This window comes from Campylobacter concisus (assembly GCF_003048375.1).
GTDB lineage: Bacteria > Campylobacterota > Campylobacteria > Campylobacterales > Campylobacteraceae > Campylobacter_A > Campylobacter_A concisus_T.
In genome coordinates this window covers 61,014-85,575 of the sequence record NZ_CP021643.1, presented here as the reverse complement: position 1 = coordinate 85,575, position 24,562 = coordinate 61,014, and the positions used below count along the sequence as shown (strand labels likewise).

26 protein-coding genes are annotated in these 24,562 nt (G+C 33.8%); 18 read left to right on the top strand and 8 right to left on the bottom strand.

The features are described 5' to 3' along the window. Positions 1 to 27 precede the first annotated feature (27 nt). From CCS77_RS10140 to CCS77_RS10125, 4 genes are read right to left on the bottom strand one after another with little or no spacing between them, the layout of a single operon-like run. The gene (locus CCS77_RS10140) at positions 28 to 357 is read right to left on the bottom strand and encodes a hypothetical protein (RefSeq protein ID WP_107917395.1); all 330 of its coding nucleotides are present in this window, start codon (positions 355 to 357) and stop codon (positions 28 to 30) included. Beyond that, the gene (locus CCS77_RS10135; protein ID WP_107917394.1) at positions 354 to 758 is read right to left on the bottom strand and encodes a hypothetical protein; all 405 of its coding nucleotides are present in this window, start codon (positions 756 to 758) and stop codon (positions 354 to 356) included. The genes CCS77_RS10140 and CCS77_RS10135 overlap by 4 nt, the downstream gene beginning before the upstream one ends. A gap of 9 nt (positions 759 to 767) precedes the next feature. After that, positions 768 to 1,505 (bottom strand): hypothetical protein, encoded by a 738-nt coding sequence (locus CCS77_RS10130; RefSeq protein ID WP_103642881.1) that lies wholly within the window; start codon positions 1,503 to 1,505, stop codon positions 768 to 770. 2 nt (positions 1,506 to 1,507) lie between these two features. Then, positions 1,508 to 2,446: a hypothetical protein gene (locus CCS77_RS10125; protein ID WP_107917393.1), complete on the bottom strand. Its 939-nt coding sequence runs from the start codon at positions 2,444 to 2,446 to the stop codon at positions 1,508 to 1,510. Between the two features lie 163 nt (positions 2,447 to 2,609). Here CCS77_RS10125 and CCS77_RS10120 point away from each other — a divergent pair, with 163 nt between their 5' ends. The 11 genes from CCS77_RS10120 to CCS77_RS10070 all read left to right on the top strand — a co-directional run bounded on the left by CCS77_RS10120 (position 2,610) and on the right by CCS77_RS10070 (position 12,742). Further along, complete coding sequence (locus CCS77_RS10120; protein ID WP_107917392.1) at positions 2,610 to 3,059, top strand: hypothetical protein; 450 nt, start codon at positions 2,610 to 2,612, stop codon at positions 3,057 to 3,059. Between the two features lie 68 nt (positions 3,060 to 3,127). Continuing rightward, the gene (locus tag CCS77_RS10115) at positions 3,128 to 3,919 is read left to right on the top strand and encodes a hypothetical protein (protein WP_107917391.1); all 792 of its coding nucleotides are present in this window, start codon (positions 3,128 to 3,130) and stop codon (positions 3,917 to 3,919) included. Then, positions 3,916 to 5,343 (top strand): hypothetical protein, encoded by a 1,428-nt coding sequence (locus tag CCS77_RS10110; RefSeq protein ID WP_107917390.1) that lies wholly within the window; start codon positions 3,916 to 3,918, stop codon positions 5,341 to 5,343. Before CCS77_RS10115 ends, CCS77_RS10110 begins: the two co-directional genes overlap by 4 nt. Beyond that, positions 5,340 to 5,987, top strand: a complete 648-nt coding sequence (locus tag CCS77_RS10105; protein WP_107917389.1) for a hypothetical protein — start codon at positions 5,340 to 5,342, stop codon at positions 5,985 to 5,987. The genes CCS77_RS10110 and CCS77_RS10105 overlap by 4 nt, the downstream gene beginning before the upstream one ends. 239 nt (positions 5,988 to 6,226) lie before the next feature. After that, positions 6,227 to 6,679: a hypothetical protein gene (locus CCS77_RS10100; protein ID WP_152025750.1), complete on the top strand. Its 453-nt coding sequence runs from the start codon at positions 6,227 to 6,229 to the stop codon at positions 6,677 to 6,679. After that, positions 6,663 to 7,049 (top strand): hypothetical protein, encoded by a 387-nt coding sequence (locus tag CCS77_RS10095; RefSeq protein ID WP_107917387.1) that lies wholly within the window; start codon positions 6,663 to 6,665, stop codon positions 7,047 to 7,049. Before CCS77_RS10100 ends, CCS77_RS10095 begins: the two co-directional genes overlap by 17 nt. Then, the gene (locus tag CCS77_RS10090) at positions 7,046 to 7,966 is read left to right on the top strand and encodes a hypothetical protein (protein ID WP_107917386.1); all 921 of its coding nucleotides are present in this window, start codon (positions 7,046 to 7,048) and stop codon (positions 7,964 to 7,966) included. Before CCS77_RS10095 ends, CCS77_RS10090 begins: the two co-directional genes overlap by 4 nt. 12 nt (positions 7,967 to 7,978) lie before the next feature. Beyond that, positions 7,979 to 8,326 carry a lipoprotein gene (locus tag CCS77_RS10085; RefSeq protein ID WP_103592882.1) on the top strand — a complete coding sequence of 116 codons (348 nt, stop codon included), beginning with the start codon at positions 7,979 to 7,981 and terminating at the stop codon, positions 8,324 to 8,326. Then, entirely contained in the window at positions 8,316 to 9,629 is a 1,314-nt protein-coding gene (locus CCS77_RS10080; RefSeq protein ID WP_103642888.1) for a hypothetical protein, read from the top strand. The genes CCS77_RS10085 and CCS77_RS10080 overlap by 11 nt, the downstream gene beginning before the upstream one ends. After that, entirely contained in the window at positions 9,626 to 12,412 is a 2,787-nt protein-coding gene (locus CCS77_RS10075) for a hypothetical protein (RefSeq protein ID WP_107917385.1), read from the top strand. The genes CCS77_RS10080 and CCS77_RS10075 overlap by 4 nt, the downstream gene beginning before the upstream one ends. 141 nt (positions 12,413 to 12,553) lie before the next feature. Continuing rightward, entirely contained in the window at positions 12,554 to 12,742 is a 189-nt protein-coding gene (locus CCS77_RS10070) for a hypothetical protein (RefSeq protein ID WP_107917384.1), read from the top strand. Between the two features lie 71 nt (positions 12,743 to 12,813). Here CCS77_RS10070 and CCS77_RS10065 read toward each other — a convergent pair whose 3' ends face one another. Both CCS77_RS10065 and CCS77_RS10060 read right to left on the bottom strand, forming a co-directional pair. Beyond that, positions 12,814 to 13,482: a hypothetical protein gene (locus CCS77_RS10065; protein WP_107917383.1), complete on the bottom strand. Its 669-nt coding sequence runs from the start codon at positions 13,480 to 13,482 to the stop codon at positions 12,814 to 12,816. A 24-nt stretch (positions 13,483 to 13,506) separates the two neighbouring features. Next, positions 13,507 to 13,755, bottom strand: coding sequence for a hypothetical protein (locus CCS77_RS10060; protein WP_107917382.1), 249 nt, complete (start codon positions 13,753 to 13,755; stop codon positions 13,507 to 13,509). A 175-nt stretch (positions 13,756 to 13,930) separates the two neighbouring features. Here CCS77_RS10060 and CCS77_RS10055 point away from each other — a divergent pair, with 175 nt between their 5' ends. From CCS77_RS10055 to CCS77_RS10025, 7 genes are all read left to right on the top strand, one after another. After that, on the top strand, positions 13,931 to 14,662 hold the full coding sequence (locus CCS77_RS10055; protein WP_107917381.1) for a hypothetical protein: 732 nt from the start codon (positions 13,931 to 13,933) through the stop codon (positions 14,660 to 14,662). After that, positions 14,638 to 16,212, top strand: coding sequence for a hypothetical protein (locus CCS77_RS10050; RefSeq protein ID WP_107917380.1), 1,575 nt, complete (start codon positions 14,638 to 14,640; stop codon positions 16,210 to 16,212). The genes CCS77_RS10055 and CCS77_RS10050 overlap by 25 nt, the downstream gene beginning before the upstream one ends. Before the next feature lie 115 nt (positions 16,213 to 16,327). Further along, a complete protein-coding gene (locus CCS77_RS10045) occupies positions 16,328 to 16,627 on the top strand; it encodes a hypothetical protein (protein WP_152025748.1) in 300 nt (99 codons plus the stop codon). A gap of 9 nt (positions 16,628 to 16,636) precedes the next feature. Then, complete coding sequence (locus CCS77_RS10040; RefSeq protein WP_107917378.1) at positions 16,637 to 18,193, top strand: hypothetical protein; 1,557 nt, start codon at positions 16,637 to 16,639, stop codon at positions 18,191 to 18,193. Then, positions 18,169 to 18,918 (top strand): hypothetical protein, encoded by a 750-nt coding sequence (locus CCS77_RS10035; protein WP_107917377.1) that lies wholly within the window; start codon positions 18,169 to 18,171, stop codon positions 18,916 to 18,918. The genes CCS77_RS10040 and CCS77_RS10035 overlap by 25 nt, the downstream gene beginning before the upstream one ends. A 17-nt stretch (positions 18,919 to 18,935) precedes the next feature. After that, complete coding sequence (locus CCS77_RS10030) at positions 18,936 to 19,679, top strand: hypothetical protein (RefSeq protein ID WP_107917376.1); 744 nt, start codon at positions 18,936 to 18,938, stop codon at positions 19,677 to 19,679. Then, positions 19,663 to 20,070 carry a hypothetical protein gene (locus CCS77_RS10025; protein WP_107917375.1) on the top strand — a complete coding sequence of 136 codons (408 nt, stop codon included), beginning with the start codon at positions 19,663 to 19,665 and terminating at the stop codon, positions 20,068 to 20,070. Before CCS77_RS10030 ends, CCS77_RS10025 begins: the two co-directional genes overlap by 17 nt. Before the next feature lie 7 nt (positions 20,071 to 20,077). Here CCS77_RS10025 and CCS77_RS10020 read toward each other — a convergent pair whose 3' ends face one another. Continuing rightward, entirely contained in the window at positions 20,078 to 21,820 is a 1,743-nt protein-coding gene (locus CCS77_RS10020) for a hypothetical protein (protein ID WP_107917374.1), read from the bottom strand. A gap of 12 nt (positions 21,821 to 21,832) precedes the next feature. Further along, complete coding sequence (locus tag CCS77_RS10015) at positions 21,833 to 24,562, bottom strand: YfbR-like 5'-deoxynucleotidase (RefSeq protein ID WP_107917373.1); 2,730 nt, start codon at positions 24,560 to 24,562, stop codon at positions 21,833 to 21,835.

Sequence of the window (24,562 nt, the reverse complement as noted above, 5' to 3'; positions counted from 1 at the left end):
TTTCAATACATTTTGTTATGCAAAATTTTATTTTTTTACATCAAATATTTTTTGTTCAGCGTTGAGTATTTTTAAACTATTATTAAGAAGTTGAAAATCTAGTGTCTTTGTCGCATCATTGGTTTGTTTTTGATAAAAAGCAGCTTCTTTTTGCTTAAAAAGTAGATCTGGCTCAGTTCTGGTTGCAGTTCCTTGCGTGATGGCTAAAATACCCAACATATTACGAGATACGATGGTGTTATCAAATAACGATAGTTTAGGATCTCTGTAACTTCTCCCTTTTGGGTCAGTAACATCTTTGGCATATAGACTGCTACAAATGGCAGCTCCGCATAAAATAATAAGTGCCTTTTTCATTTTTTAACCCTTTTGTCTTTTTTCTTTTTAGGCTCTTTCTCTGCAAAAAATAACTCTGAGAAAAGAGCATCTAACATTAAAATATGCTTGTGTTCTTTATATACTCGCTTGGTATTTTTTGAAAGAAAACTAAAAATAGTTTTATCAGCTTCTTTTGAAATTTTAAATATGAAATTTAGTTTATCTTGCCTATATAACCAGTAGATAAGACCGTAAGCTCCAAGCAAGACATACAATACTACTTGTTCGCCAAATATAAAAATTATCAGAGCAGACACTAGCATTATGATCATGATCTTAAAGGATAAAATATACTGAAAAAAGCTAACCTTTCTATTTAGCTGTATATTGTATAAAAAATTTTCTACCACATCGCTGGTATTTTTATTGTTTTCTTGCATAGCGAAATCCTAATTTTTGAATATGCCAGACCAGATAGACTGCATTTGCTTCCAGAAATCAAATGAGCCATTTTCTAGTTGTAAAACAACGAATAATGAAGCAATTTTGCTATGTAGCCAACCCAAAAGAACCATGCCCACTATAAAGACAATACAAAACCACGCCTTTTCAGCATAATTCCATGTCTTACCCTGTTGGGATTGCCGCATCATCATAAATACTGGCAAGAGAAGACAAAATGGCGGATAGATAAATAGGGCTACCCATATAACAACAGTCATCATATTAATGATCACAATACTGGCCGCGACTACTTTTGTCTGTCCAGTGGATGTTGTATTGTTTGCAAGATTATTATATGTATTGACACCCTTATCGCCAAGTTTCCCCCATATTGTCCAAAAGCCACTACCATTTTGAACAACTGGTTCAGAAAAAGAACCATTTGCTGGGTTAAAGTAACCATAAAATAGGGCGGTGCCATATTTAATACTATAATTGGCTAGTGGGGCTTTTGTGCCAACAGACACATTTACCAACCAAGCAAATGCCGTAATAAATAGCAAAAGCGAAAACTGAATACCAAAGACTTTTGAAAAAATCTCTATATAGCTCTTACCAGTTTGGTTTATCTTGCCAAACTCTTTTATATACGCAACAACTGGGTAAAGCAAGATAACCATAGAGATTAAGCCCGCGATTAAAGCTGTAAATATTATGGGGGTATTTATTACATCTAATTGCATTTTTAGTTTCCTGGACGATATTCGTATGTAAAGCTCTCAGCATTAAATTTGCTCTGATTTATTTCTAGTATTGCAAAAACACCTTGTGCATCTTTGCCAATCTTTTTAATCTTAATATATGGGTATAAATTTTCGCCTTCTACAACAATGATCTCTTCACCTTTAACAGTTTTTACCACTGCGTCATCAAAGAAATTTAATTTTGCATATTTACTAAATGGGTAGAATTTCTCTATTCTATATGTTACTGGTGTGCCTATGCTTTCTACTATAAACTTTATAGACAAGAAGTCGCTTTTGTTCTTAGGGATAGTAAAAGAGATGTTAGAAATTTTTGCATCAGTGCCAGCTATCCTATATTGGTTTTGCGCTTCTTGTTTGAAATTATTAGCAATCACCGAAGGCACTTCAGCGTCCAAGATAAACTGCATTTCTTGTTCATTGTTAAAAAAAGATGCGGTTCTACGTTTCCAACTAAGCTCGTCTTGACTAAGATCTTTTTCACTGCTAGCGCTAGAGCTATTGTTACCCATATCTTTTTGAATATTTGCTACTATTTGCTCTTTTTGCTTATCAAGAGCTTCTTGCCCATCACTAGAAGATTTATCGTTGATCTCATTTTTAGGATAGTCCTCTGGTATGTTCTTTGAAATCCCAGTTTCATTAGCTTCAGTGCTACTTTTTTTAACTGGTAGTTCATCAGAAGAAGCTTTTTCTTGGGTTTGTGGAGTTTGTTGTGCTTGTTGTGGTTTTTGCTCTTGCTCTTGATTTTCTTCCACTGAATTTAATTTCATTTGTGCAAAGATACCAAATGCAATAACAGCAATAATCACTATCCATAGTGTTTTTCCGCCTTTTTTCTTTTTCTTTTTAGGGGCAGATATCTCTATGCCTTCGCTCATTCCACTGAAGTCAATTTTATCTATATTACCTTTTGCCATTGTCCAACTCTCGTTTTGAAATTTAATCTTTGGGAGCGATTGTAGCATTTTTAAAATTAAAAAACGAAAAAATTAAAATAAAAGTTAAAAAAATGTTTTTTCTATATCTTTTAAACATTTTGTGTTATAATGGCGCCGATTTAAACTCAAACTAGGAGGAAAAATGGGAAAAATCAGTTCGTTTATCAAACGTAATAATAATTTTTTTATGTTTGGTTTTGCAGTTTTAATGCTATGCGTTTTTGCACCAAATGCGCTTGCAGATGCTGGAGAGGGCTTAAAAGAGCTTAACACAGCTGGCGAAGAAGGCAGAACGACCTTCGTGAACGCAATTAAGGGGTGGAAATGGGTATTTGGTATCCTACCATTCGCCATTGCCATAGGTATTGCTTACAAGGTAAAAGACTATCTTGAGCAAAAGGACGAACAAGCAGGGGGCCAGACGGAACCGAAAGCCTCACGCTACGCTAAGATAGTTGCAGCGTTCATTGCTGGAATTATTATTATGTTCATTCTGTATGGCATTTTTGGTCTTGTTTTTGCAGGGCAAACAGAATTCTCAGCTGGTTGGAGAATATTTGTAACAGATTTCTGGAAACTTATTTTCCAATAATCCGTTCAAAAAAGAGAGAATTTCGTATTCTCTCTTTTAATATTAATTTAAGAAATAAGAAGAAAAAGATGATTAGAAAAAACATTGCGGCAAGTATTTTGTTGGTAGCTACTTTTTGTTATGCTAATTTAGATAAGCAAACCTACATAAATATAGCAGAAGGTGTTCTTGCTAAGAACAATATAGTTTCAGAAAATATTTCTATTGTTGATGTCAAACCTCTAACCCAAAACAATACTATTTTACAAATTGCTTATAAAAATACAACTACTAATGATCTCTCTATCGTATATGCCATTAGCGATGATGCCATAATAATTGGCGGTGATCTACTACAAAATGGTATTAAAAACGATACTTTTGATGAAAGTATATTGCTTAAAAGAAAATTAAATATCATTTCATCAGAGGTGCTAAAAGAGCTTTCAAAATTTGCTATTGCACTGACAGACGGAGCAAATGAGCAAAAAGAGAATTTGTTTATAGTCCTAAGCCCTAACAGCAAAGAATTCAACTTTTTATTTATTCAAGATGGCTACAAGGATCTAATAAAGAAATATAAAATTTCTCTAATCTTTGTAAATGCAGATGATAGCTTATCGCTAAGAACAGCACAGTTACTAAGAAGCAAGCTAAGTGCAAAAGAGATAAAAGAGATAATTTCTTCTAGCAGTTTGGATAAATTAAGTCCTGAAAAAATCCAAATCCTACAAGATACAAAAAAACTTTTAGATAACACAAAAACTTTAAATGGTGATGAAAAAAACGGAATTGAACCTATTTATTTCATAAAAGACGAAAGGGTTAATCCTATTTTTTTACTTGATACTAATAATACAAAACAGCAGGAAAAGAAATGAAAACTAAGCTTAGTATGATGGCATCTATTGCAATATTATTTGCCACATTTTCACAATCGCAGGCATACTTTAACGATGACCGCTTTGGAATAGCGGAGCAGCCAAGAATGGTTGAGCCAGTTAATGCTTATAGCTACTACAAAGAGGGCGTGAGTGATGTTGTATCTCAGCTAAAGAAAGAGATCAATGATAGTGCAAAGTCTAACTATGTTTCATCTGAGTTAAACAATAAAATTTTGGTAGTAAAAGAGGTTACTCCTGGCACTACAATAGAGCAGGTTGTATTCTTCAAATCGATTGGGAAAAAAATGAGTAATATTCAACCAGTGGTCTTAAAGAATATGGATACTGGCAAGGTATATGTTCTTTTTTCATTTTTTAGCCAAGAACAGCCAGCGCATGAGTTAAATGAAAAATTAAATAATTTTAATGTCGGAAGCACCATACTTCACAATAAAGAGAATAGATTTGGTTTTTATAACTACCTGCAAGAAAAAATCAATCCACAAGATGATCAGTTTATGTCAAATCCAGTTAGAGTTGTAACAATAGAGAAGATAAGATATATAAATCAATGTGAAACTCCTATTGTTAATAGCGGTAAAACTGATACTCTTAACTATAAAGTAGAAGAAATAAAACCAGCAGTAGCACCAAGGCCAAAAGCTAAACATCCAGCCAGGGTTGCCCCAGCTAGCACTAGAGCGGCACAAATGCCAAAAGCAGTTGCTCAAAAACCAAAACCTACCCAAGAGGAACTTGATAGAAGATGCCTTGGTAGTGTTGTCAAGACAATCAAGCAAAAAGCGTTATTTAATTTAGAAACATTGCAATTTAAACATAAAAATAAAATTTATGGTGTTGGAGATACCTTTGTTCATGGTGGATGTCAATTTAAAATCAAAGAGGTGTGGAGAGAGGATCTTAACTTCTTTATTAAATTTGCAGATGTCAGCAACGAGGCTTTAAATGCTAAAATAGCATTTCCACAAGGTGGCAATTTTTTAACACAAGACAAATTGTTCTTTGACCCAGCAAAGGCGGAAGAGGGTAAGACCATTATAAAAGCTACTCCTAAAGCCTCTAATGACAATGGTCAAGAAACTACACCTATTAAAGTAGTTGTAGAGCAAAGTCAGCCATCAGCTCCAACTGAACAATCTAGTCAAACCCAAGCGCAATCTGCTTCTAACTCTCATACTAATAGCGCAAAATGTGATTTTAGACCATTATCTGGCATTAGAACGCAGCTCATCAAAAAAGCTGATGGATCATATAAGACAGAACCAATATATAATTTTTATAAAGGCAAAGTATTGCCAGTTGATTACTACGAGCAAAATGGATACATAGTAGTTTTTAATCCACAATCACAAGCAATGATTATTGAAAAAGAGAATTTTGCGAGAAGTTGTAAGCTATGAAGACACTTTATATACTAATTAGCGAGTCACTTATCGGCACACACAGTAACCACAACCTTAAAGAGTGTGTGCAAAGCTTTTGTATTAATATCCCAATAAATGTAAAGCAAAGCAGTGATCAAAAAGATAGCTATATAAACAACACTTCACTTAAAGACAATGATGTTTTTATTGATGTGATGAATTGCTATAAAGAGAATAACTCTAATGGAGTTAAAGTCTATTTTATAATTGGCTTTGATGCAGACATCCAAGGTGAGTATATGGCGAACGTCTTTAAAGACGAGCTTTTAGAGGCTGGCATCGATGAAAAAATGATTTTTAGAATGCCATTTGCTGATGGTGGATATGTGGCCTTACAAGACTTTAAATCAGTCCAAGCATACATTGACTACAAAGGCTTGGAAGCTGATTTTTTAAATTTTGTTAAAAGATACAATACAAAAAACGAGGCAAATTTGCCGCTTATGAATTTTAGAAAAATTTTGGCAATAAAAGAGCTTTCACAAAACGCAGATGAAGACTTTAGCGTTGAGAACAACGACGGCAATAGCACATTTACATTTATAGTAAATACGCTGAGCAAGAATGCTACAAGCTCGAAAAAAATAGAAAAAATAAATAATGTGATTGAGGCAATATGATTAACAATTACTACTTTAGAGATATATACTCAAATACCATAGCGTATATTCCGCTTTGGAAGACCAATAATGCTATAAACATGACCTTAATGCACGAAGACAATATATGGACTTTAGAAACAAAAAACAGCAATATAGTTCTTAATAAGCTAGAGAAGCTAAAAGGCATACATAAATTTTTATTTTTTGCGGGGGATGTTTTTGCCCTAATTGCTTTAACGCTATTCTTCTCATGGGGTATGTTTTTTGGAGCAGGGATATTATCTCAGTTTGTGCTTTTTATGTCTGTAACAGCAATACTTTATATTGCGACCTATAAGCTAGGTTTGAATAAGGGCTTATTTTTTATTGGGATGTTTTTAAATTTACTGGTAACTGTATTTTTAGTTTTTAAAACCTATGGCATTGATGGTGTTTTTACCACATTCGCTTTTTACTGCGCTCTATGGGTGGTTTTAGCGATCGTAGTCCCAAAATTAATAGAGAAATACGAGCTTTATAAAAATCCAGAAGATCAAATCATGTGGTTTAGCTTGGATAGCAATCAGGGGCTTATGATGTTTTGCTATAAAAGCGATCAGATTAGTGAAGAAAAGGCTTTTAAACTAAGAAAGCAACGTGGCTTTGGAGAAAATACTAAAGGCAAACAAAACAAAAAGGGCAAAAGGCAATATGATGAAGACGATGAATAAAATTCTAACACTGATGATCTTGGCAACCTCTGCTTTACACGCAGAACAAATTGCAGAGAAACAAATCACTACTGAGTATGTCCTCCCAGCAGGCGAGTTTAAAAAAGTAAAAAATTTTGAAGATCTAAAGAAATACAAAGGATCTAAAAGCGTTGTTTATAATCAAACTGTAACTTCAGATGACGTAATCAGGGGTAAAAATATAGTTTTGGTGGGCAACAATATTGGGATTGATCCAGAAAAAACACACAATGAAATTTTGGAGCTTTTGCTTGAAAATTCAAAAAAGATAAAAAACATAGATAGCAATAAAATTAACTTCTTGATAAATACATTAAAAATTCAAGAGATACAAGAGAGTGCAAAATGAAAAGCCTTAAAACACTAATCGCCATAGCTGTTGCTACACAACTTTATGCTGTCGATAGCGATAAGATGTTCAATACGCAACAACAACAGCAGCAACAACAATATGATCAAAATGGAAATCCGATCCAGGCAATCAATCCTGCAATTCCAGTAGAAACAATTCAGGACAACCTTCGTTATGCAAACCCTCAAATACTAAAAGATAGATTTGAGCTAAATATAAACGATAACTTTGCCAAAGGTGTTGTCGATAAAAAAGATAGATATTCTAAAATTTTAACTGAAACGCTTGATCTAAATTTATTAATCGATGCAAGCGTTAAGCAACTTAAAAATACGGACGTGATCTATATTCACCCACACTTCATAACCACCATAACTCTTCCAGAAGGAACAGAAATAGTATATGTGAAGTCGTCTTCTGATATGGATACTTTCAATTTCTCTAACAACTTGCTTTTCTTGCAACCAAGCAAGGATTTTGTTAATGGTAATATGCTAATCACATTTAGAAACAATAAAAATACCTTTTACACTAATATTATTATTCAAAAATATACTCAGCAAGTCTATAAAGACGGATCTTTCAATAAATATGTGATCGACGACAACTATTTGTCACTAAACTACCGATATGTATGGAACATCAAATATAACCCATTGGATGTCATTAAAAAATACTTCCAGCTTAATGGTGATAAAATTGTATCTGCCTTTAAAAAAGATGGAGATTATGATGTAATCTTACTCAACGGCACTACTTTTTATATAACAAGAGATGCGGCCTTTGGACAAATAGACTACAAAGATGTAAGGTTTAATGTTTCTCAAAGTTATAGCTATGGCGATAGAAGTTTAAAAAATCAGAAGGTAAATTCCCTTAATGGCTTTTATCCAAGCACTGAATTTAGAAAGTAAAAAGGACTAAAAATGAAAAAAAGAATATTTCTTATAGCTGGCGCAATACTACTTCTCACTGGTTGTTCTCCAAAGACCTATGAGCAAAATATGGTTTATGGCAAGGGTATTAATAGCGGCTATATGTTTGACAACATAGATAGAGATAGAGAGCTAATCCATAAGATCGAAAGAGGCAATGCGGATTTCTTTAGTCAAAAACTTAGATATGGCGAGAATAAAATCGCTGAAATTTTAACAGCCAAAAAGAATTTTCAAGCAAAAGGCGGTGCTTTAGAGGAGCAAGAGTTGCCTGCTAAGCAAGGACTTAAAAATAACGTATTTGGTGATATAGCAAGGGATTTTAAATATGCAAAGTAAATTTATATACACACTTATTGCTACTAGCATAGTAACAGCACAAGTTTTAATTGCGGATGAAACTGGATCATCTGTTAATCAGGGGCTAGAATATGAAAGCTATAAAAATACTGGCCAAGGTTTAAATGAAAGCCGATCATACGAGCAAAGCTCTCTAATTGACCTCAATAACCAAAAAAAAGACGAAGGGCAATTTAACTACCCTGAAGTAGTATATGAGCATTTTAAAGCCTATCAAAAAATGCCAAGAAACAATGCTATAAACAATCAGCAAGCCGCACCTATTGCTGCTGGGTATGATTTCTATGGTCAAGAAATGGCCGCTCAAACAGAACGAGCATCTCAAAGGGCAGCTGCTATACAAAACGAAAAAGAACAGAGCATAAAGCCTGATATTAAATTTGTGCAAGGCTATTGTTCTTTAAGAAACGAAGTTGAAATAGCAAGAATTGCAGGCTATGCTACCTTAAGTTGTGATTTTATGGATTATGGACAAGGTCTGCTATCAGTCACGCTTACACCTGACTTTTTTTCACAAGCTCTTATAGCAACACCGCTATATGTAGAGATAAATGGTAAGAAGATGCAAGTTCAGCAAGGTGTTGTCTTGAACGGATTAAGAACATCTATCAACATAGCAACTAGCGTTAATGACTACATGATACAAAAAATTATGGCCGCTGGAGCTATCTCTTCGGCGACTGTTGCAACAAAATATGCACAAGATTACCTAGACGCACTTAAAAGTAGTAGAACAAGTCAAAGCTCAAATGTTCAATCAAGTGGTGGTGGTATTGTTGTAACACAAGATACGAAAACAGAAAAACCAAAGACTGGTGACTATATAGCAGGTGCAGTAGTTGAACTTGTTAGCTCACTAGCGAGCGTGATCGGAAATGCCTATTTAGATAGGGTAAGTTATAGCTTTAAGATCAACAAAGATACCTTGATGTTTGCCGATATGCAGGTTGATTTCAACTCCAGGGGTATGCGTGGTGTTAATTATGCTCCTAATAATTTAATCCAAACTGATGAACCACGTTTCACTGGAAATACATCTGCTTATTCAAATGGAACAAGTAGAAGTGTAGCTAAACAAGTGCCTTTAAATCCTTACGATGGCGGTATCCAGACACAACAAGATATAAATATAGCTCCACAAGGCTATTATCCACCAATACCACCACAACAGCAATATAATATGCCACCATATCCAGCAACACCGCAATATGGTCCGCAACAATATTATTATTACAATGGGCAACAACAGCCTTTATATATCAATCAAGGATCAAATAGATGATGTTGGTAAAAAGAGTATTTCTATTCTTTGCGCTCACGGCTTCATGTATATGTGTAGCTAACGCCAAACAAGCTACATGTGGGTCGGGTCGTGGAGTTGGCGCGCCTTTTAATTTTGAGTATTCATATAATGAAAATTCAAGCAAACAAAAACAAGCTACATTTAATGCAATCAACTGCCCTCAATTATCCCCAAGAGTTGCCGATAAATATGATGTTGTTTTAGATAATATTGATTTTAAATCAGGAACATACGTTTGCCAATATAATTTAAAAGAGGGCAAATCACAAGAAGAGATACAATCAGATGCAAAAAATTTAGGAGTAACTGTTTCAAACGTTGTTATGCAACAAAGTGGTTTTAGAATTCCATATAGTTTTGCTGAGTGTGTAAATGATGATCTAAAATTTATTAATGAGCAAAAAAATAACATCTCGACAATTACAGCTGCAACCATCAATGATGGTTCAGCAGAAGCTAGATATATTGGCTCTTCAAGAACAAAGTTATCTGAAATTCAAAAGGGCTTTTTCTATGACACAAAAACAAGTGTAATTTCTGAACTCGTAGTGGATTATAGTGGATTATATAAAATATTAAAAGACCTTGAAGCTAAAAAAGATGATTATTCAGTAAAACCTATTGTCTTTCAGACCAATAAAAGTGGAAATGACACCACTATTTCGGAATTTATTGTTGGTGCATTGACACTTAATGAAGACGTTTTTAAATCTTCTAATGCAATAGATCAAGCATCTGGTAAGGCTAATTTTCAAGATAACGCTATTATTACAAAAGACACAGAAGAAAAATTTAAAATGTCAGAAGCCCTTGGTTTTGTTGCTGAATGGATTGGTATTTCTATTGATCAAGAAAACGTAAAAATTGTATCTCCATTAGACAAAATAATGGATGGAAAACTATGGGGATTTTATATTTCGTTTATTGAAAATATTAGAAAAGCTGAAAGGGAGATTGTCTTATTTTTATTCTTCATTGGTTTTTGTATATATGCGTCGCCAAAAGTTATACAATTTGGCTTTAATCATTTTGGAGATAATGATAGTAGGCAAGATATTGGTTGGAAAAAAATGATGATAGCACCAGCTACTGCTGCCATCTTTTTTCTTGCTCCAGTGATACCAACAAATTTAACTATCAATGGTAGTTATTTGCACACAAGAACAGATAATGATGTAGGCATTGTTTTAAATAGTGGCTCACGAACTACTGGCGGCGCAAATAATTCAGATGAAAAATTGGATTCAACGACTTTAATACAAACAGCAATTCAATATTTTGTTAAGCAAGGAACATTGATGGCAAATAAATTTGCCGATTATGCCTTATACCCTTATCTAATCTATTTACAATCAGTAAATAATATGTCGGTGGGTAACGTAGTTGATTCTTATGCGGAAAAGCTTGATGAAACAAGGCGTAATTTTTTGATTTTGCAAAAAGAGGTTGAGTTTTATTCTGCTTTTTGTAAAACAATTTATGGTGCGGAGTCAAATACTGCTTACGATGGTATTATTATGCCAGAGGCTCTTTCTGGAACTCTAAAAACAGAGAGAGAGGCCCTAACCCAGAAATCTTATACTAATGGACAACAAACAGCATTGAAAAATAACAATATTACTACTATATCAGTAGATGCTTGTGCAGCTTTAGAGCAAAGTATAAGTAAAATTTCATCTAATACCATTGCTGATTACTATTTTACAAAGACAGCGATAAGCTCTTTAAAAGATATAAAAAATGCAAAAACATCAACGCAGACTATGCACAATGTTTCTCAAAGAATGGCAAATATGCAGGTGACAAATGGTTGGATCAACACTGTTCTTGTCCCATCATCTTTTACTCTATATAAAACGTCATTGTTGGGACAAACATTAGAAGAGAGAAAGGACGCCGCAGTTGCTTATCAAAATGCCGCAAGCGTAAATAACAACTCCATTACTACAAATAGCCCGAGTGATGACGTGAAGGCACAAGAGGCCAAAAATGATACAAGAGGTTTTTCTAAGCAAAACTTAATAGAAGCATTAACCCCATCTACTTTGTATTTTATGCTACCAAAATTTACTGATCTATATAATGGCATAGATAAGTTTTTTGGTGGATTTGTTGATATCTTAATGACTATTTGCACTACCTTGCTTGTTACGACAACTGGAGCGATGGGTATTCTTCTTTCAAAAGTGCTTGGAGTAGCTGTATCAATAGGAAAAGCTTTCTTGGTTTATACAACTTCAGTATTTTTATATAACTGGCTACTTGAAATCATTACTTTTTCAGCGATTGCTTTGATGATTATATATAGAATAGCTTTTTACTTTATTGAAGTTCTTACGTTTTTTATCGCATCCCCAGCAGTTGTTATTTGGGCAGTTATTTCTAAAAGGTTTGATGCAATAATGCACTATATTGGAAGAGGTGCTGTATTGTCTATCACACCTATTTTAATAGTGTTATCAACTTACCTATATATATTTGGTCAAGAAATTTTAAACATGATATATGCCCTTATAGTTGGAATAATTCAAACAACTTTTGTAACACCAGATGCCACTGTTGGGCAAACGATTACAGTTTTAGCATTTGTATCTATGGGCGATGCAATCATGAAAGCAGTATATGTAATAATGGGCTTTGTATGTATCATTAAATTCAATTCTTGGTTCTATCAAATGATAGGTATAAAAGAGGGTGCGATGGCAGATATGGCTCAAACAATTACAGACAAGACAAGCTCATTATACTCACCAATTAGATAAATTTCATAGCTCTAGTATTATATAAAATTACATATAATACTAGAGTTTTAATATATGGATATAAGAAAAATATAAAAAGTATTATAAAAAATATCTCTTTTTGATACAATAAGTTTTGCTAAAAAGCGGAAAGGTGTGAAAATGTTCAGAAGATTACAATTTGTTATAAGACAAAAAAGCTATAGGATATTTAGAGAAATACCATTTATTTTTTCTGCATTATCAGAAGAGGAAGGATTAGCAGAGCGATATCGTTTGCCTATTACTAGGTTAGATATTGGTCTGGCTATCGTTGGAATTATTTTACTTTTATCTTATGGTTTTAAATAGATGCAAAAAGTTATAGCATGTAAGAATTTTATTCTTACATGCTAATTCTGTTTTCAAATATCTATTTTTAATTATTTTATTTTTTCTAAAAGCCACCAGCTTGAATAACCACCGTGGATATATCGCATGTGCTTATAGTCATAAAGAACTGAATTCCACTTCTCATCGCCATTTTTCATTTTGTCGTTATACTCTTTCGTTTTTTCTTTGTCGCCTAAGTATTTATACATATCGCGCAGATCTCTACATATATAGGCACTTTTTAATTCATTGCAGCCATATTCAAGCATTTTTACATCTGCTTTTGACTCAGAAAGGGCTTTTGCATAATCAGAATAAAAAGTTTTTATAGTTTTATTATCAATATCATTTCTAACATAGTATGATAATTTTTGTTGAATTAAATCAATGGCTGGTATATTGCAAGCTGGAGCAAATTTTTTATCGTAGCAGTATTCTGGGATAGTTTTTTCGTAGAATTTTACAACCTTTTTAAGGTCTTTACTCTCTAAAGCTTCTAGTTTTTCTAGCGAAAGACAACCTAAATCATTACCTTTGTCAAAACACCAATATTTTGCATTGTCAGTGCTAATTGGTCTAGTATTTATTTCTATAAGCTTTTTATCAGCGCTATAATCATAATTTGGCTTTTCTTTACTGCTTCCTCCAAAGCCCCAAGCATATACGCTACTTGTGGCCAACACGCTGGCTAAGACTGAAGCTAAAATTTGCTTTTTCATCTTAATGGATCTCCTTTATGGTTTTTAGATTATAAATATTTTATCTGGGCTATCTCTATGAACCAACAAAACTGGCATACCTTTTTCATTGGTTTTTAGAGTGTAGTTGTCTAAATTCGTCTTTTTGGCCAATCTTCTTATTTTTAAGACTTTAAGCCAAAGCTCCATGGCATTTATTGCCTTAAAAGCAAGCTTTACTATAAAAATAATAACAATTACGCTTACTACGAAAGAAGTGATCATCTCTCTCGTAAGTTCTGGTTGTTCTATCACTTAAATACTCCTTAATTTTTATGTCCCTCAATTATACACTAAAAGTTTTTTTAAAAAAATAGTTTTTTTACTTTTTTGACACAAAAAAATAAAAATTAGTATGTTTTAAGTATAAAAAATCTTTTTTAATCTAATTTTTGTTATAATTAACGAAAATTTTTATAAGGCCGAAAAAATGAAAACAAAAATGTTGCTATTTTCAGTATGCTTCGCCAGTGCTAGCATACTAAATGCTGCTGAAAGTCCTGCTTTAAAGGACATCACTGAAATACAAAATTTCTACTACCAAAAGGGCTACAACGATGCTAGCGAGAAATTTTATAAAGCTGGCTATGAAAAAGCAGTGCTTGATCTAATCAGACAAACTCAGAAGTATAGATCAATAATTGATAGCTATGAGGCTGGTAAATACTACATGGAAAGCAATAAGATTACTTTCCCAAGAGTATATAGAACAAGAAATGCCGAGGGACAATATATTATCCAGATGGAAGCTCCAGAAGTAAAAGAAAGACTTTCAATAGAGGATATATTTATTTTACCTGAGATCGAACAAGCATCTCAGACAAACTACAATACTATAAATGGCAACAACAATGGTGTCGTCGCACCTTATAGCCCAAGCGAGATAGGAGCTGGTTCGCAAACTCAACAGCCATTATATAATTCAATATTGCCAGTGGCTGATAATTCAATAGAAGCTACAAGCCCTATATCTATTATGAAAGAAAGCTCTCAAACTTTCCCAAAAACTGAGAGAATAAAGAGAGTGCTTGACGCTTCAGGTATGAAATATGCCGAAACTCCAAGTGGATATAAGACATATTTTAAGAACGAAACAGATTATAAAACTTTTTGTAAAAGCATTTCGGGGGACGAAAGATGTTCAAATCTACTTCAAAAATAATTTTATCGGTTGCACTACTCACAACCCTTTCATCAGCTAGTATGTCAGATTGGGCAAATATGGGTAGTAGCACTATTGATAAGATAGGCAATATTGGCGGCTCAACAAGCGACATGGTAGGTAATATATTAAATGGCGTTGGTGGGCTAGGTGGCCTAGGTAGTGGCGGTATTACCAACACTATAACAAATTTACTCAATAATAGTCTAAGAAGCCAAACCACGAAATATGGCGTTGATCACCTAAAGGCTACTTGCTCTTTACCTGATTTTAATGTTGGCAATTCTGGCATTTGCGGTAGCGCAGCAGGGGCTTTGACAAGTGGAGTAAATAAGCTCTTAGGAATTTTAAATAACGGCCTTGATCTTGGAGTTTGCACCGTGTCAGCTGACTTGAACGTTTGCCAAGATAACTTCTTAACCGAATTTTGTAAGATGTTTGATGAAAAAGTTGATGAAGTAATAGGTGATGGCAAAGAAGAATTTGGTAAAATGACTGATGAAGCCAAGAATAAAGTAAAAGATGCGGTAAGAAATAGGGTTCAAGATCCATTAAATAATATTCTTACTGGATCAGACAAGTATTTCCCTATTACTGGCGGAGATATCCACACTGGTAGCGATAATACAAAATCTGACAACAAATGCTTCTTAGGCTCTGGCACCAAGAACAGAAATCAAAAAAATGCTTATGGTGAATATACTAATGAGAGCATGGATAATTTTTCTCTTATCTATTCAAATTTTATCGATGCTAAAACTGGAGAGAGTTCGGCCGCAGCTGATGTAATTGCTCAGTGTATGAAGCAGTTTCCGCTAACTGGGCTAAAAAATCTTGATGATAATAATGTAAAGCGCAAGTTGCAATACTATTATGATATATGCTCGCCTGCTAATCAGACAAGACCTACGGAGTCAGAAATTTTTGACAATAGGGTTAAAACTGCACAGCAATTATCTAAAGCAACATCGCCATCTTTTGCAAAATCAACAACAATAGAAAGTGAAATTACAAGCGATTTAGTAGCGAATACAAACTGCTACAAAGAAACATCACTTGAAAATGCTAAAAGATGTCAGCAAAGATATTTTGCTAGTCAATCAGGAAAAACTGGAAGCACAACAGCACAAAGCTTAGAGGCTAACTATGTTAAAACAGCTGAGGAAGAGGGTGCTATGATGCTAAGTGCGCTAGAAACAATCTATCCAGACAAGATTAAAGATACATCACAAAACGCGCTCAATAGATTATTGCCTTCAAAGCGTGGTTATTTTATTGCAGAAGCACAAAAGCAAGATATGAAAAATTCTCTAGTAATGTCTTACATGACCAAAATCACTGAAGCTAAAAAAGAGCTAGCAAGAATATCTTTTGCAAAAATAAAAGAGTGTTCTACACCATTTTATGCGACAGCTGCTTTGGCTGAAATAACTAATTCAGTAAAAGATGCAAGACAAGAGGCTAGTAACGTCGTAAATCAAATCTTAAATAGTGGTAGCACTGGCACTGGCACTGGCGATGTAGGTGGCGTATCAGTTCCTGGAATTTAATATGAAAAAGATTGTTCTAGTAAGTATTTTTTTGGCGAATTCATTGTTTGGTGCTTGCACTATTAATAACTATAATAGTGCAGCAACATGCGCCCAGGTGCAAACAGCATTAGAAATGGCAGTAAAACAAACAGAACAATACTTTAAGACCACAAGAAAAACAAACATAGAAACTCCAACTAGAATTCTATCAACCAAGATGGAACAATATTCAAAACTGGTTGGAGTTTTGTATAGTTACAATAATGCTATTTTGGCATTAAGGCAAAACGTAGCCTTTTTAAGAACGGCTATTAGCGACTATGCTCAAAAAGAATTTGCTGTTGAAAAGATCATATCTGATAGCAAAAAGCTAGAAGGCGAAATTTTAAGCATAGAAAACGAGTTAAATTTAATGCTTTCAAAGCAAGAATAAGGTTTTGCTTTGCTAAACACCAATAAGCCAAAATCTACTGGTAATTTTTTAGACTATTTGATCGAGCAATCATACGTTGGAGCAATAGTTAAGGACGGATTAGATTTGGCAACCCTACGAGGTAATGTTTTAAATAAATATGACGCTCAAATTGTAGGGTATTTTAAAAGTATTGGCACTAGGTCTAATACTTATCCTATTTTACTCCTATGCTTCTATATGGCACTATCTAGGGCAATAAAAATAAAAAACAATCAACTAGACACAAAAATTGCTGACGTGCAAGATAGTAATGATCAAGAAAATTTATATTACTACCTTGTGATGTTTAGACCATTTTTTTTATTCCATATAATCTATTCAAAGCTAGATGGACAAGATAATTCTGATTATAAAGCCTTTTTTGAAGAAAATTATGGCTTTATAAACGAGCTTGGAAAGGATTATTACACTATTATCTACTCCATTGCGGATTTCTTTCAAAACAAATCAGAGCTTGGCCCAAAAGACTTTATGAAAGAGCTAATAAAGATCAAAAGTCAGAAATTAGAAGAATTTGTATCTACTTTTGTAGAAACTAAGTGGGATCGTATCCTTATACAAGCCCTTAGAAAAATCAAAGAACACTCCATTAAAGACAAAAATAATGTCTTAGAAGATACAACAAATTTATTCGACAAATTGGTTGAAAAAATGACATCAAGTGATGTAAGAGCGTCGAGCAATTTGGAGAAGCTAAAAAATATCTTTAGCAGTGAGAAATATCTAAGCAACGAAAGAATTTTTATATTACCATACTTCAGCACGACCGAAAGTGGGTATTACACATCTATTGCAGCAGCCCAAGATGCAAAGGATAAATTACATTTTGCTTATTTCAAATACGGAAGAAGTTTTTGGGGTAGTAATTCTGATGCAGAACATAGCAAAAATGTATTTGGCGTTATGTCAAATTTATTTGATCTAATTATTTTTGAAGCTTTATCTAAGCAGGCACATTTTAAGCATGCTTCTGACTTTATTAGAACAATTAGAATGAATGAAATGATAGATTTTTTAATACTATATACAGAACATAAGAGCGAAGATCTAATAAAAAAGATTGATGACATATTTAAAATTATCCACAATGCACAATATAATGAAATGTCAAATGGAACTGCTTTAACTAACCTTATAGGCAATGGTAGATATTACTATGAGAGCTTAATGACTGAATACATGTTAAAGCTAATTGCCACAAAGAGAGATAAATTTAGAGATATTCTAAGAGATACCTTTGATGAGATGGAAAACCAGCGTAAGAAAAATATTGCTCCAGGTATCAGGGAATTTACAAGAGCAATAGTAAATAATATGGTGAGCGAACTAGAGAATGGATTTTATCCAATAGATTATGAATTGCTTGAAACTGGCAGCTATAAAAACGATCTAGTCAATATTTTTAATGCGGCCAACAAGCCAAGAGATTATAAAAACAACTATGAAACGCTTGTAAAAGAGTTGGGGACGTTAATCTCAGAATGTTTTGGAGAGAGAAGATGGGAAACTTTAAGCGAGAAGTAAAAAAAGCAATGAATAAGTTGCAAATAGAGTATATGAGCGGTAGCATTGATTACCCTAGGGTAGAAAATAGCTATATTAAGCCACAAAACGTCTTTGAGTTAGTCCCACATTTGCCAATGCGAATGACTACGGCTGTTTTTAGTCCTATAAAAAATAAGCAGTTGCCTCTTAACAAAAAGACGTCTTTATTATTTTTATCACAAAAAAGGCTAATCAATCCATCGCAAGCAATCAGCTATGCCGAAGTAATTGATGAATTTTTTGATGAAAAGTTAAAATTTATAAGCGATCAAAAGCAAGAAGAATTTAGACAGCTTTATAGGCTTATGCAAGAGTTCTTGTCTTCTAGGCTAAATTTACAAAATCCTAGCGAGATTGAAGAAACCCTAAAAGATAAGTATGCTGCAATATATAATGAGCCTAAAAGATCAAGCATTGGTTTTTATAAGATCGACACCCTCTTTTTTTCTACAATAAGCAATGGTAATGGTAAAAAAAGAAGAACGCCAGTTGAAGTAGCTAATAGTTATTTATATAAAAAGAACAAAAGAACAAAAGATTTAATAAACGAAAATTTTGAGAGAAGAGAATACCTGGAAGAATGCTTCGCACATTTTATGCAAAAGAGCGAAGAAAATAGACAGCAGGCGTTACTAATTAGCCAAAATGCCAACAAAACACAAAAAATAGCCTTTGATAGACTAAAGCAATATGAGATAAAATAAGGACTGAAGGAGAAAAAATGGAGATTAAAAACAAAACTTCACTTGTTGAGAAGATAAAGAATTTTTTTATGCTAAACTGGTGGCTGGTATGGCTATCTAATATAGCCATAGTAGTTTTTGTTTTTTTGGCAACTTCTGCGATGGAAGCACAAAACGAAGAGATCAAAGACCTTTTAAAAAAAGAGGTATCTGGGGTTGTCTTTTTAGGTCAAAATGGTCAAGTCATGCTTGGAGAGAAGACAAGAATTGACGCTTCAGCAAACACTAGCTTCCAAAGTGCGATCAAAAATAACCTTATGAACTATCTAATCATAGATGCTCAAAAGCTTACAAATAACTATCGTATCAAAATAAACAATGCTGACGAGCTATTTGATAGTTATGCTCCATTTAATGAATTTGGTAAAAATTTCATGGCTTTAAATAATGATAAATATCCAAATGCTTTTGGGTATTTTAAAACACTTCTTACTGGTGCGGTTCAGGCAATCAAAGAAGATACCTTGCCAGATCAAATAGTGCCTTATAATTCATCAGTCATAAACTACGAGTGGAACGACAAAGAGCAAACCTTTGAAATAACTGTAAATGCAATGGTTAATACCTTTGTTTATAACGCCGTTTTAAACAACTATGAGAAGAAAGAGGGAACTATTCAAATCAGAGCAAAAGGGTTCTTTGATCTTACACATAATTCACCTATAAACCCACTAGGAATTAAATACTATGAGCTAGGTGTTACCAATGCAAGTAAAAAATAAATTAATAGCCTTGTTGCTTCTTGTCTATTCAAGTAGCCAGGCTGCATACTATTGTCCTACTTGTGTTAATACGGACGGCGGGGGGTCACAACAAGGCTACTCCCAGTTTCAAACTATGCTTAACACAAATACACAAGAGATTAAGAAGGTGATTGAAGATACCATTAAAGAGATGGATACTATAAATCAGCTCCAAGGCACTAAAATAGTCAATACGGCTCAAATGTTAAGCAAGTATGAGCTTATGACGCATGAGCTACAAAAACAACAATATGATGCCGAAAGAACGCTAAGATATAAATGCTTAAATATGGATTATGAGATAAATATATTAAACTCTAAAATTACTAATGTTGAGATGTTGTTAATAAAATTTAAAGCCGCGCAGTGATTTTCACTCACGGCTTTAAGTGCTGTGTGTTTTCGATACTCTCGCGAAATAAGCCTGACCCCATTACTTTTTCTACAAGCTCTTCGTTGAAGTCCTTAAATTTAGGATCATTAGGCACTCCACGCTCAATATTAAAGCTTGCAAATTTTTTAAGTAATCCAGTTGTATTTTCATCTAGTGTGCTAGCGTGGTGCTTTAAAATTTGATTTGATATGACCTTAATGTCATCAAGGCTCTTGATAAGCTCTGGACGAGATAAATTAATTTTTTCTAGCAATAAATCTTTAAAAATATTTGAAATTTTAACCTCCATATCCTTGCTAAATTTATCTCCAGCTTCATCGTTGTCAAATCCAATTACAATTCTATTGTAACACTGCAAAGCTCTTTTCATATAGTTCTTCAGCGTGTCATAAAACAACTCAGATGGATGTCCAAGAGTTCCTGCTATTGTTGTTTTCTCTCTATCATAATATCCAAGCTTAATTGCGCTTGCGCCGTCTAAAACTGGATTTTCAACAATTAGAAGGGTTTGATCTGTAGTTTCTAACTTTGGAAAACTACCGACTAGGCTAATTCCTCTTTGCGAGCCTCTTCTCATTCTTTTTTCCATGTCAATAAAGCCTCGCTTAATTTGTCCGTCATCATCTTTGTATTTAATGAGCAACATTCTTGACATAACGCCATAGGCTTCATCGTTCTTTAAATCGCTTGGGATTTCCATTTTTGATAGCTTTTTAATCGTTGCTTCAAGTCTTGCATCATCTACTCTATACGTTGATTGGGTCTTATAGCTTCCTTTTTTGATATTCTCTCTTGTAATGTCAAAAAAGTCTTGTGTTAGCAAATTCATCTTTTGATCACCGATCATCTTTAGTTTGCCTCCCTCTATCGTATATGTTGGGCAAGAAATAGAGTAAGCCCCTATATTTTCATAGTGATCGCTCTCTGGCCTTACGAGTTTTATGCGACTTATACGATTGTTTTGGGGAGTATTAATATTATTAAAGCCGTCCAATAAGTCTTGTATATCACTTCGTATTTCAAGCCCCCTAGAAAACACATTGGCCTTGGCAAAAAAGTTACTCTCTCCCTCGTATCCTCTTTTCCAAATTTGATAGTTTTCGTCCCTTCTTACGCTTGCGCTTGGCAACGAATAGTCTTTACCAGCTGTTGAGCCAATGCTAAGCCCATATTTTTCCGCATTTTTTCTATCGGTCGCTATTGCTTCAAGCATTTTAATAATAGATCCGTAAGAGTAGTCCAAAAGCCTATCAGACATAAAAGAGATAATATCACCGCCCTTGTGTCCGTCCTTAAATTCTCTACGCTTTGCCTCTTTTTCTAGGCCTCTTATTTCAAGCTGTGGTGGCTCACTTGTATCCTTAACCATAAAGTATGTATAAAATTCGTAATTATCGCTCTTTTTAGGGTAATCTGTTCGTTTAATTGAGCATGTCACTACCTCGTCATTGCTACCCTTATATTGAGGATATGTCTTGCAGGATTTGCCCTTTACCTCTTCATAGCCCAATAGCTCTAATAACTCTATAAGGGATAAATTTTTTCTTATCTCGTCTTTTTTCTTTTCAAAAAAAGCTTTTTTATATTCATCTGAATTCGCTTTATCCAAAAAACTTTTCATTGCACTATAATATCTATATACGTCATCAGGCAAAGATATATCTAGTGTTTTTGCTATCTGCTTTGCATACTCTATCTGCTTGCTTGTTGGTGCATTAAATCGCATATCTTGCCTCCATCAGAATTTTATCTTGCTTGATTGTCCTTGCTCGATCTCTTGATCATCACCATAATCGTTTTCAACAATCTTATCCTTGAATAGGTGTTCTGCTTGCGCTATTATGGAGTTATTTCTATCCTCTTTGTCTAAAAATGCTAAATTTACTTCAGCAAATCTTGTTTCATCAAAGGCTTTTATAAATTTCTCTGTTGGTATGGAAATTCCAAGCTCATTAACCACACTGCTCACTTCTTCTAAAATTTCATAAGGGTTTTTGCTAAGGTTCATATCTAGCTTTGCTTCAAGATATGCTTTTGAACTTAAAATGTAGTCCTCTTTTTTGTCTAGCTTATTAAATTTGATAAACTCTCTTGTTTCAGGGTTGATCTCTTTGATATCTTTTCCATCAAGAAACTCTTTATAGCCATTAAGAATAATTATACCCATGCCCGCTTTGGCTTCCTCTGAGTTTAGTTTCATATTTTTACTGGCCACTTTTGTTATATAGTCGCCTATCATATTGCCAAGATTTTTTTGATTTTGCTCGGTAAAATGAAGCTGTATAAAAGTAGCACGCTCTTGTTTGTCTGCTAGTTTTACGATATTGTCATATTTGGTTTCTTTAAGGCCCAGTCTTTCATATAGCCCTTTTAGCATCTTATCCTCAAATTCTCTAATTTTTGGCATTTGATCTTTAAGTGGGGTTGGCAAATCACCTACTGCTATCGCCTCAACCATATCGTGCATAAGAGCCTTTAAAACAATCTCATTTTTTTGCTCATTTGTTATGCTAATGTCTTTAAGGTAATAATTTGTGATTTTTGCTACGTTGAGGCTATGCTGTAATGTGGAATACTCAACGCTGCCAAGAAAACCCCTAGAATTTAGTAAATTTGCGCACACTTTAGTGATAAAATCCTCTTTTGACAAATGGCTAGTGTCAAAGTCTTTAACGAGTTTTCCTAGCGTTAGAGAGGTAACGTCTTTTGGTTCTTTTATAAAGGCTTTAAAAACCCTCTCTTTAAAAATACTAAACATACTTTCCGCGCTATCTTTAATTTTTACGCCAATAGCATTAATATTATTTTGCAGCTGTGGCTGTTTTTCGTTTATTGCTATTAGTGCCTTTTGTGAGGCATCATAAGCAAATTTAGCCCCAGCTACGGTCGTGTTGATCATTAAATTAGCTACTCTAGTGGCAAATGTTTTTGTAAAATTCCCAAAAACCTTTAGCCCTTGTTTGAGTGGCTCTAAATCTCTCGGGATGTGTCTATCAAGTAGCGCAGCGGTTTTGTTTTTCATATCAGCCAAAAAGTCCTTTCTTATTCTTTTTTTGCCAAACATAGCAAAACTACTCTCTCTATTGTAGGCGTAATTATCCATTGCAATAGTGGTCTTTAAATCTGTGCCATATCTACTTGCCTTTGTGATCTGTTGCTTTTCTGGGTCATAGTCAATAACAAGCGTATTGTTTAAAAAACCTGCTGTTGTGGTAGAAACATAAAATTTAACAGTGCCATTGCTGTTGTGCCTTTGATACATATTTACAAATTTTTCGTTATCTTTTAGATCAACCATTTTGCCATTTATCTTGATCTTGGTCCCCTCAAAAACAACTGGCGTAACCAGTGGTGCTACATCCATTTCAACAAAAACGTCTTCTTTGATGCTTCTATTTTTAACAATTTCATCTGCAATGTAGTTGAGTTTATTTGCAATATCAACGCTATATGGATCACTTTTGCTAAAAAGCTTGGCGTGCTTTTTAAATTTATTAGCAATATTAGCAATAGTAAAAGTATTTTTTGTCTTATTTGCGATCTCGGCAATGTTTGCATATAAATTTCGTTGGTAATCTCTATCCAATGTTTGTTGATGATCTTCTATGCTATCTAGTAAATCAGATAGATACTCCTCAATCAGTCTTTGTTTATCCTGCTCTGTGGTATCTAGTAAGCTAAGTGCTGCCAAATGCCCTAAGATATTGTCTTTTCTCTCTTGGCTTTCAAAAGGGTTTTTAGATAGCGTTGAAACGTTATTGTAGATAAAGTCGCTTTTCAGGATATTATTTAAATCCTGCGAAATTTGCTCTGTTAATTTATCAAATCCAAGCGCATCTCCAGCTATTTTCTTATTATTAAACCAATCTTGGCGTAGCATAGAGTAAATTTCATCAAAATTTTTAATAGTTCCACCATTGGTTATTTTGCCTTCATCCTCTTTTTTTAAAACGGCGTATGGTTCTTGATCACCAAAAGTTCCCATTTCAATACCAGCGTATCCAGCTTGACTAAGAGCCTCTATCATTAATGGGCTTTTAAGAATTAGCTCAGCCTTTGTGGTATTGGTGTCCGCAATAGCCTTTGTTATTTTAGGCAACATAATTTTGTTTATAAAATCGTTTTGCTCTTCATTGTTAATGATGCTTTTAATGCTGTTTATATATGTTTCGCTGTTGCTGGTCTTGCTTTTAAATTTGTTTCTAACATCTTTAATTGTTTCTTCTGGTGTATCGGCGACTTCATAATAAATTTTTTTGCCATTCATATTTTCTACACCATCAGCATTTACTAATAAGTCTGCAACGTCTTCCAGGTCTTGCACAGTATTTTCAACCTTATTGCCATTATATGAATAAATTGTTTCGGAGTCTTCTATGCTCTGCTCAACGATCTTAATGCCTACAAATTTTTCACCTATCACTTGATTTTTTTCTTTAGAAAGAATTTCTTTTAAATTTTCTGACAT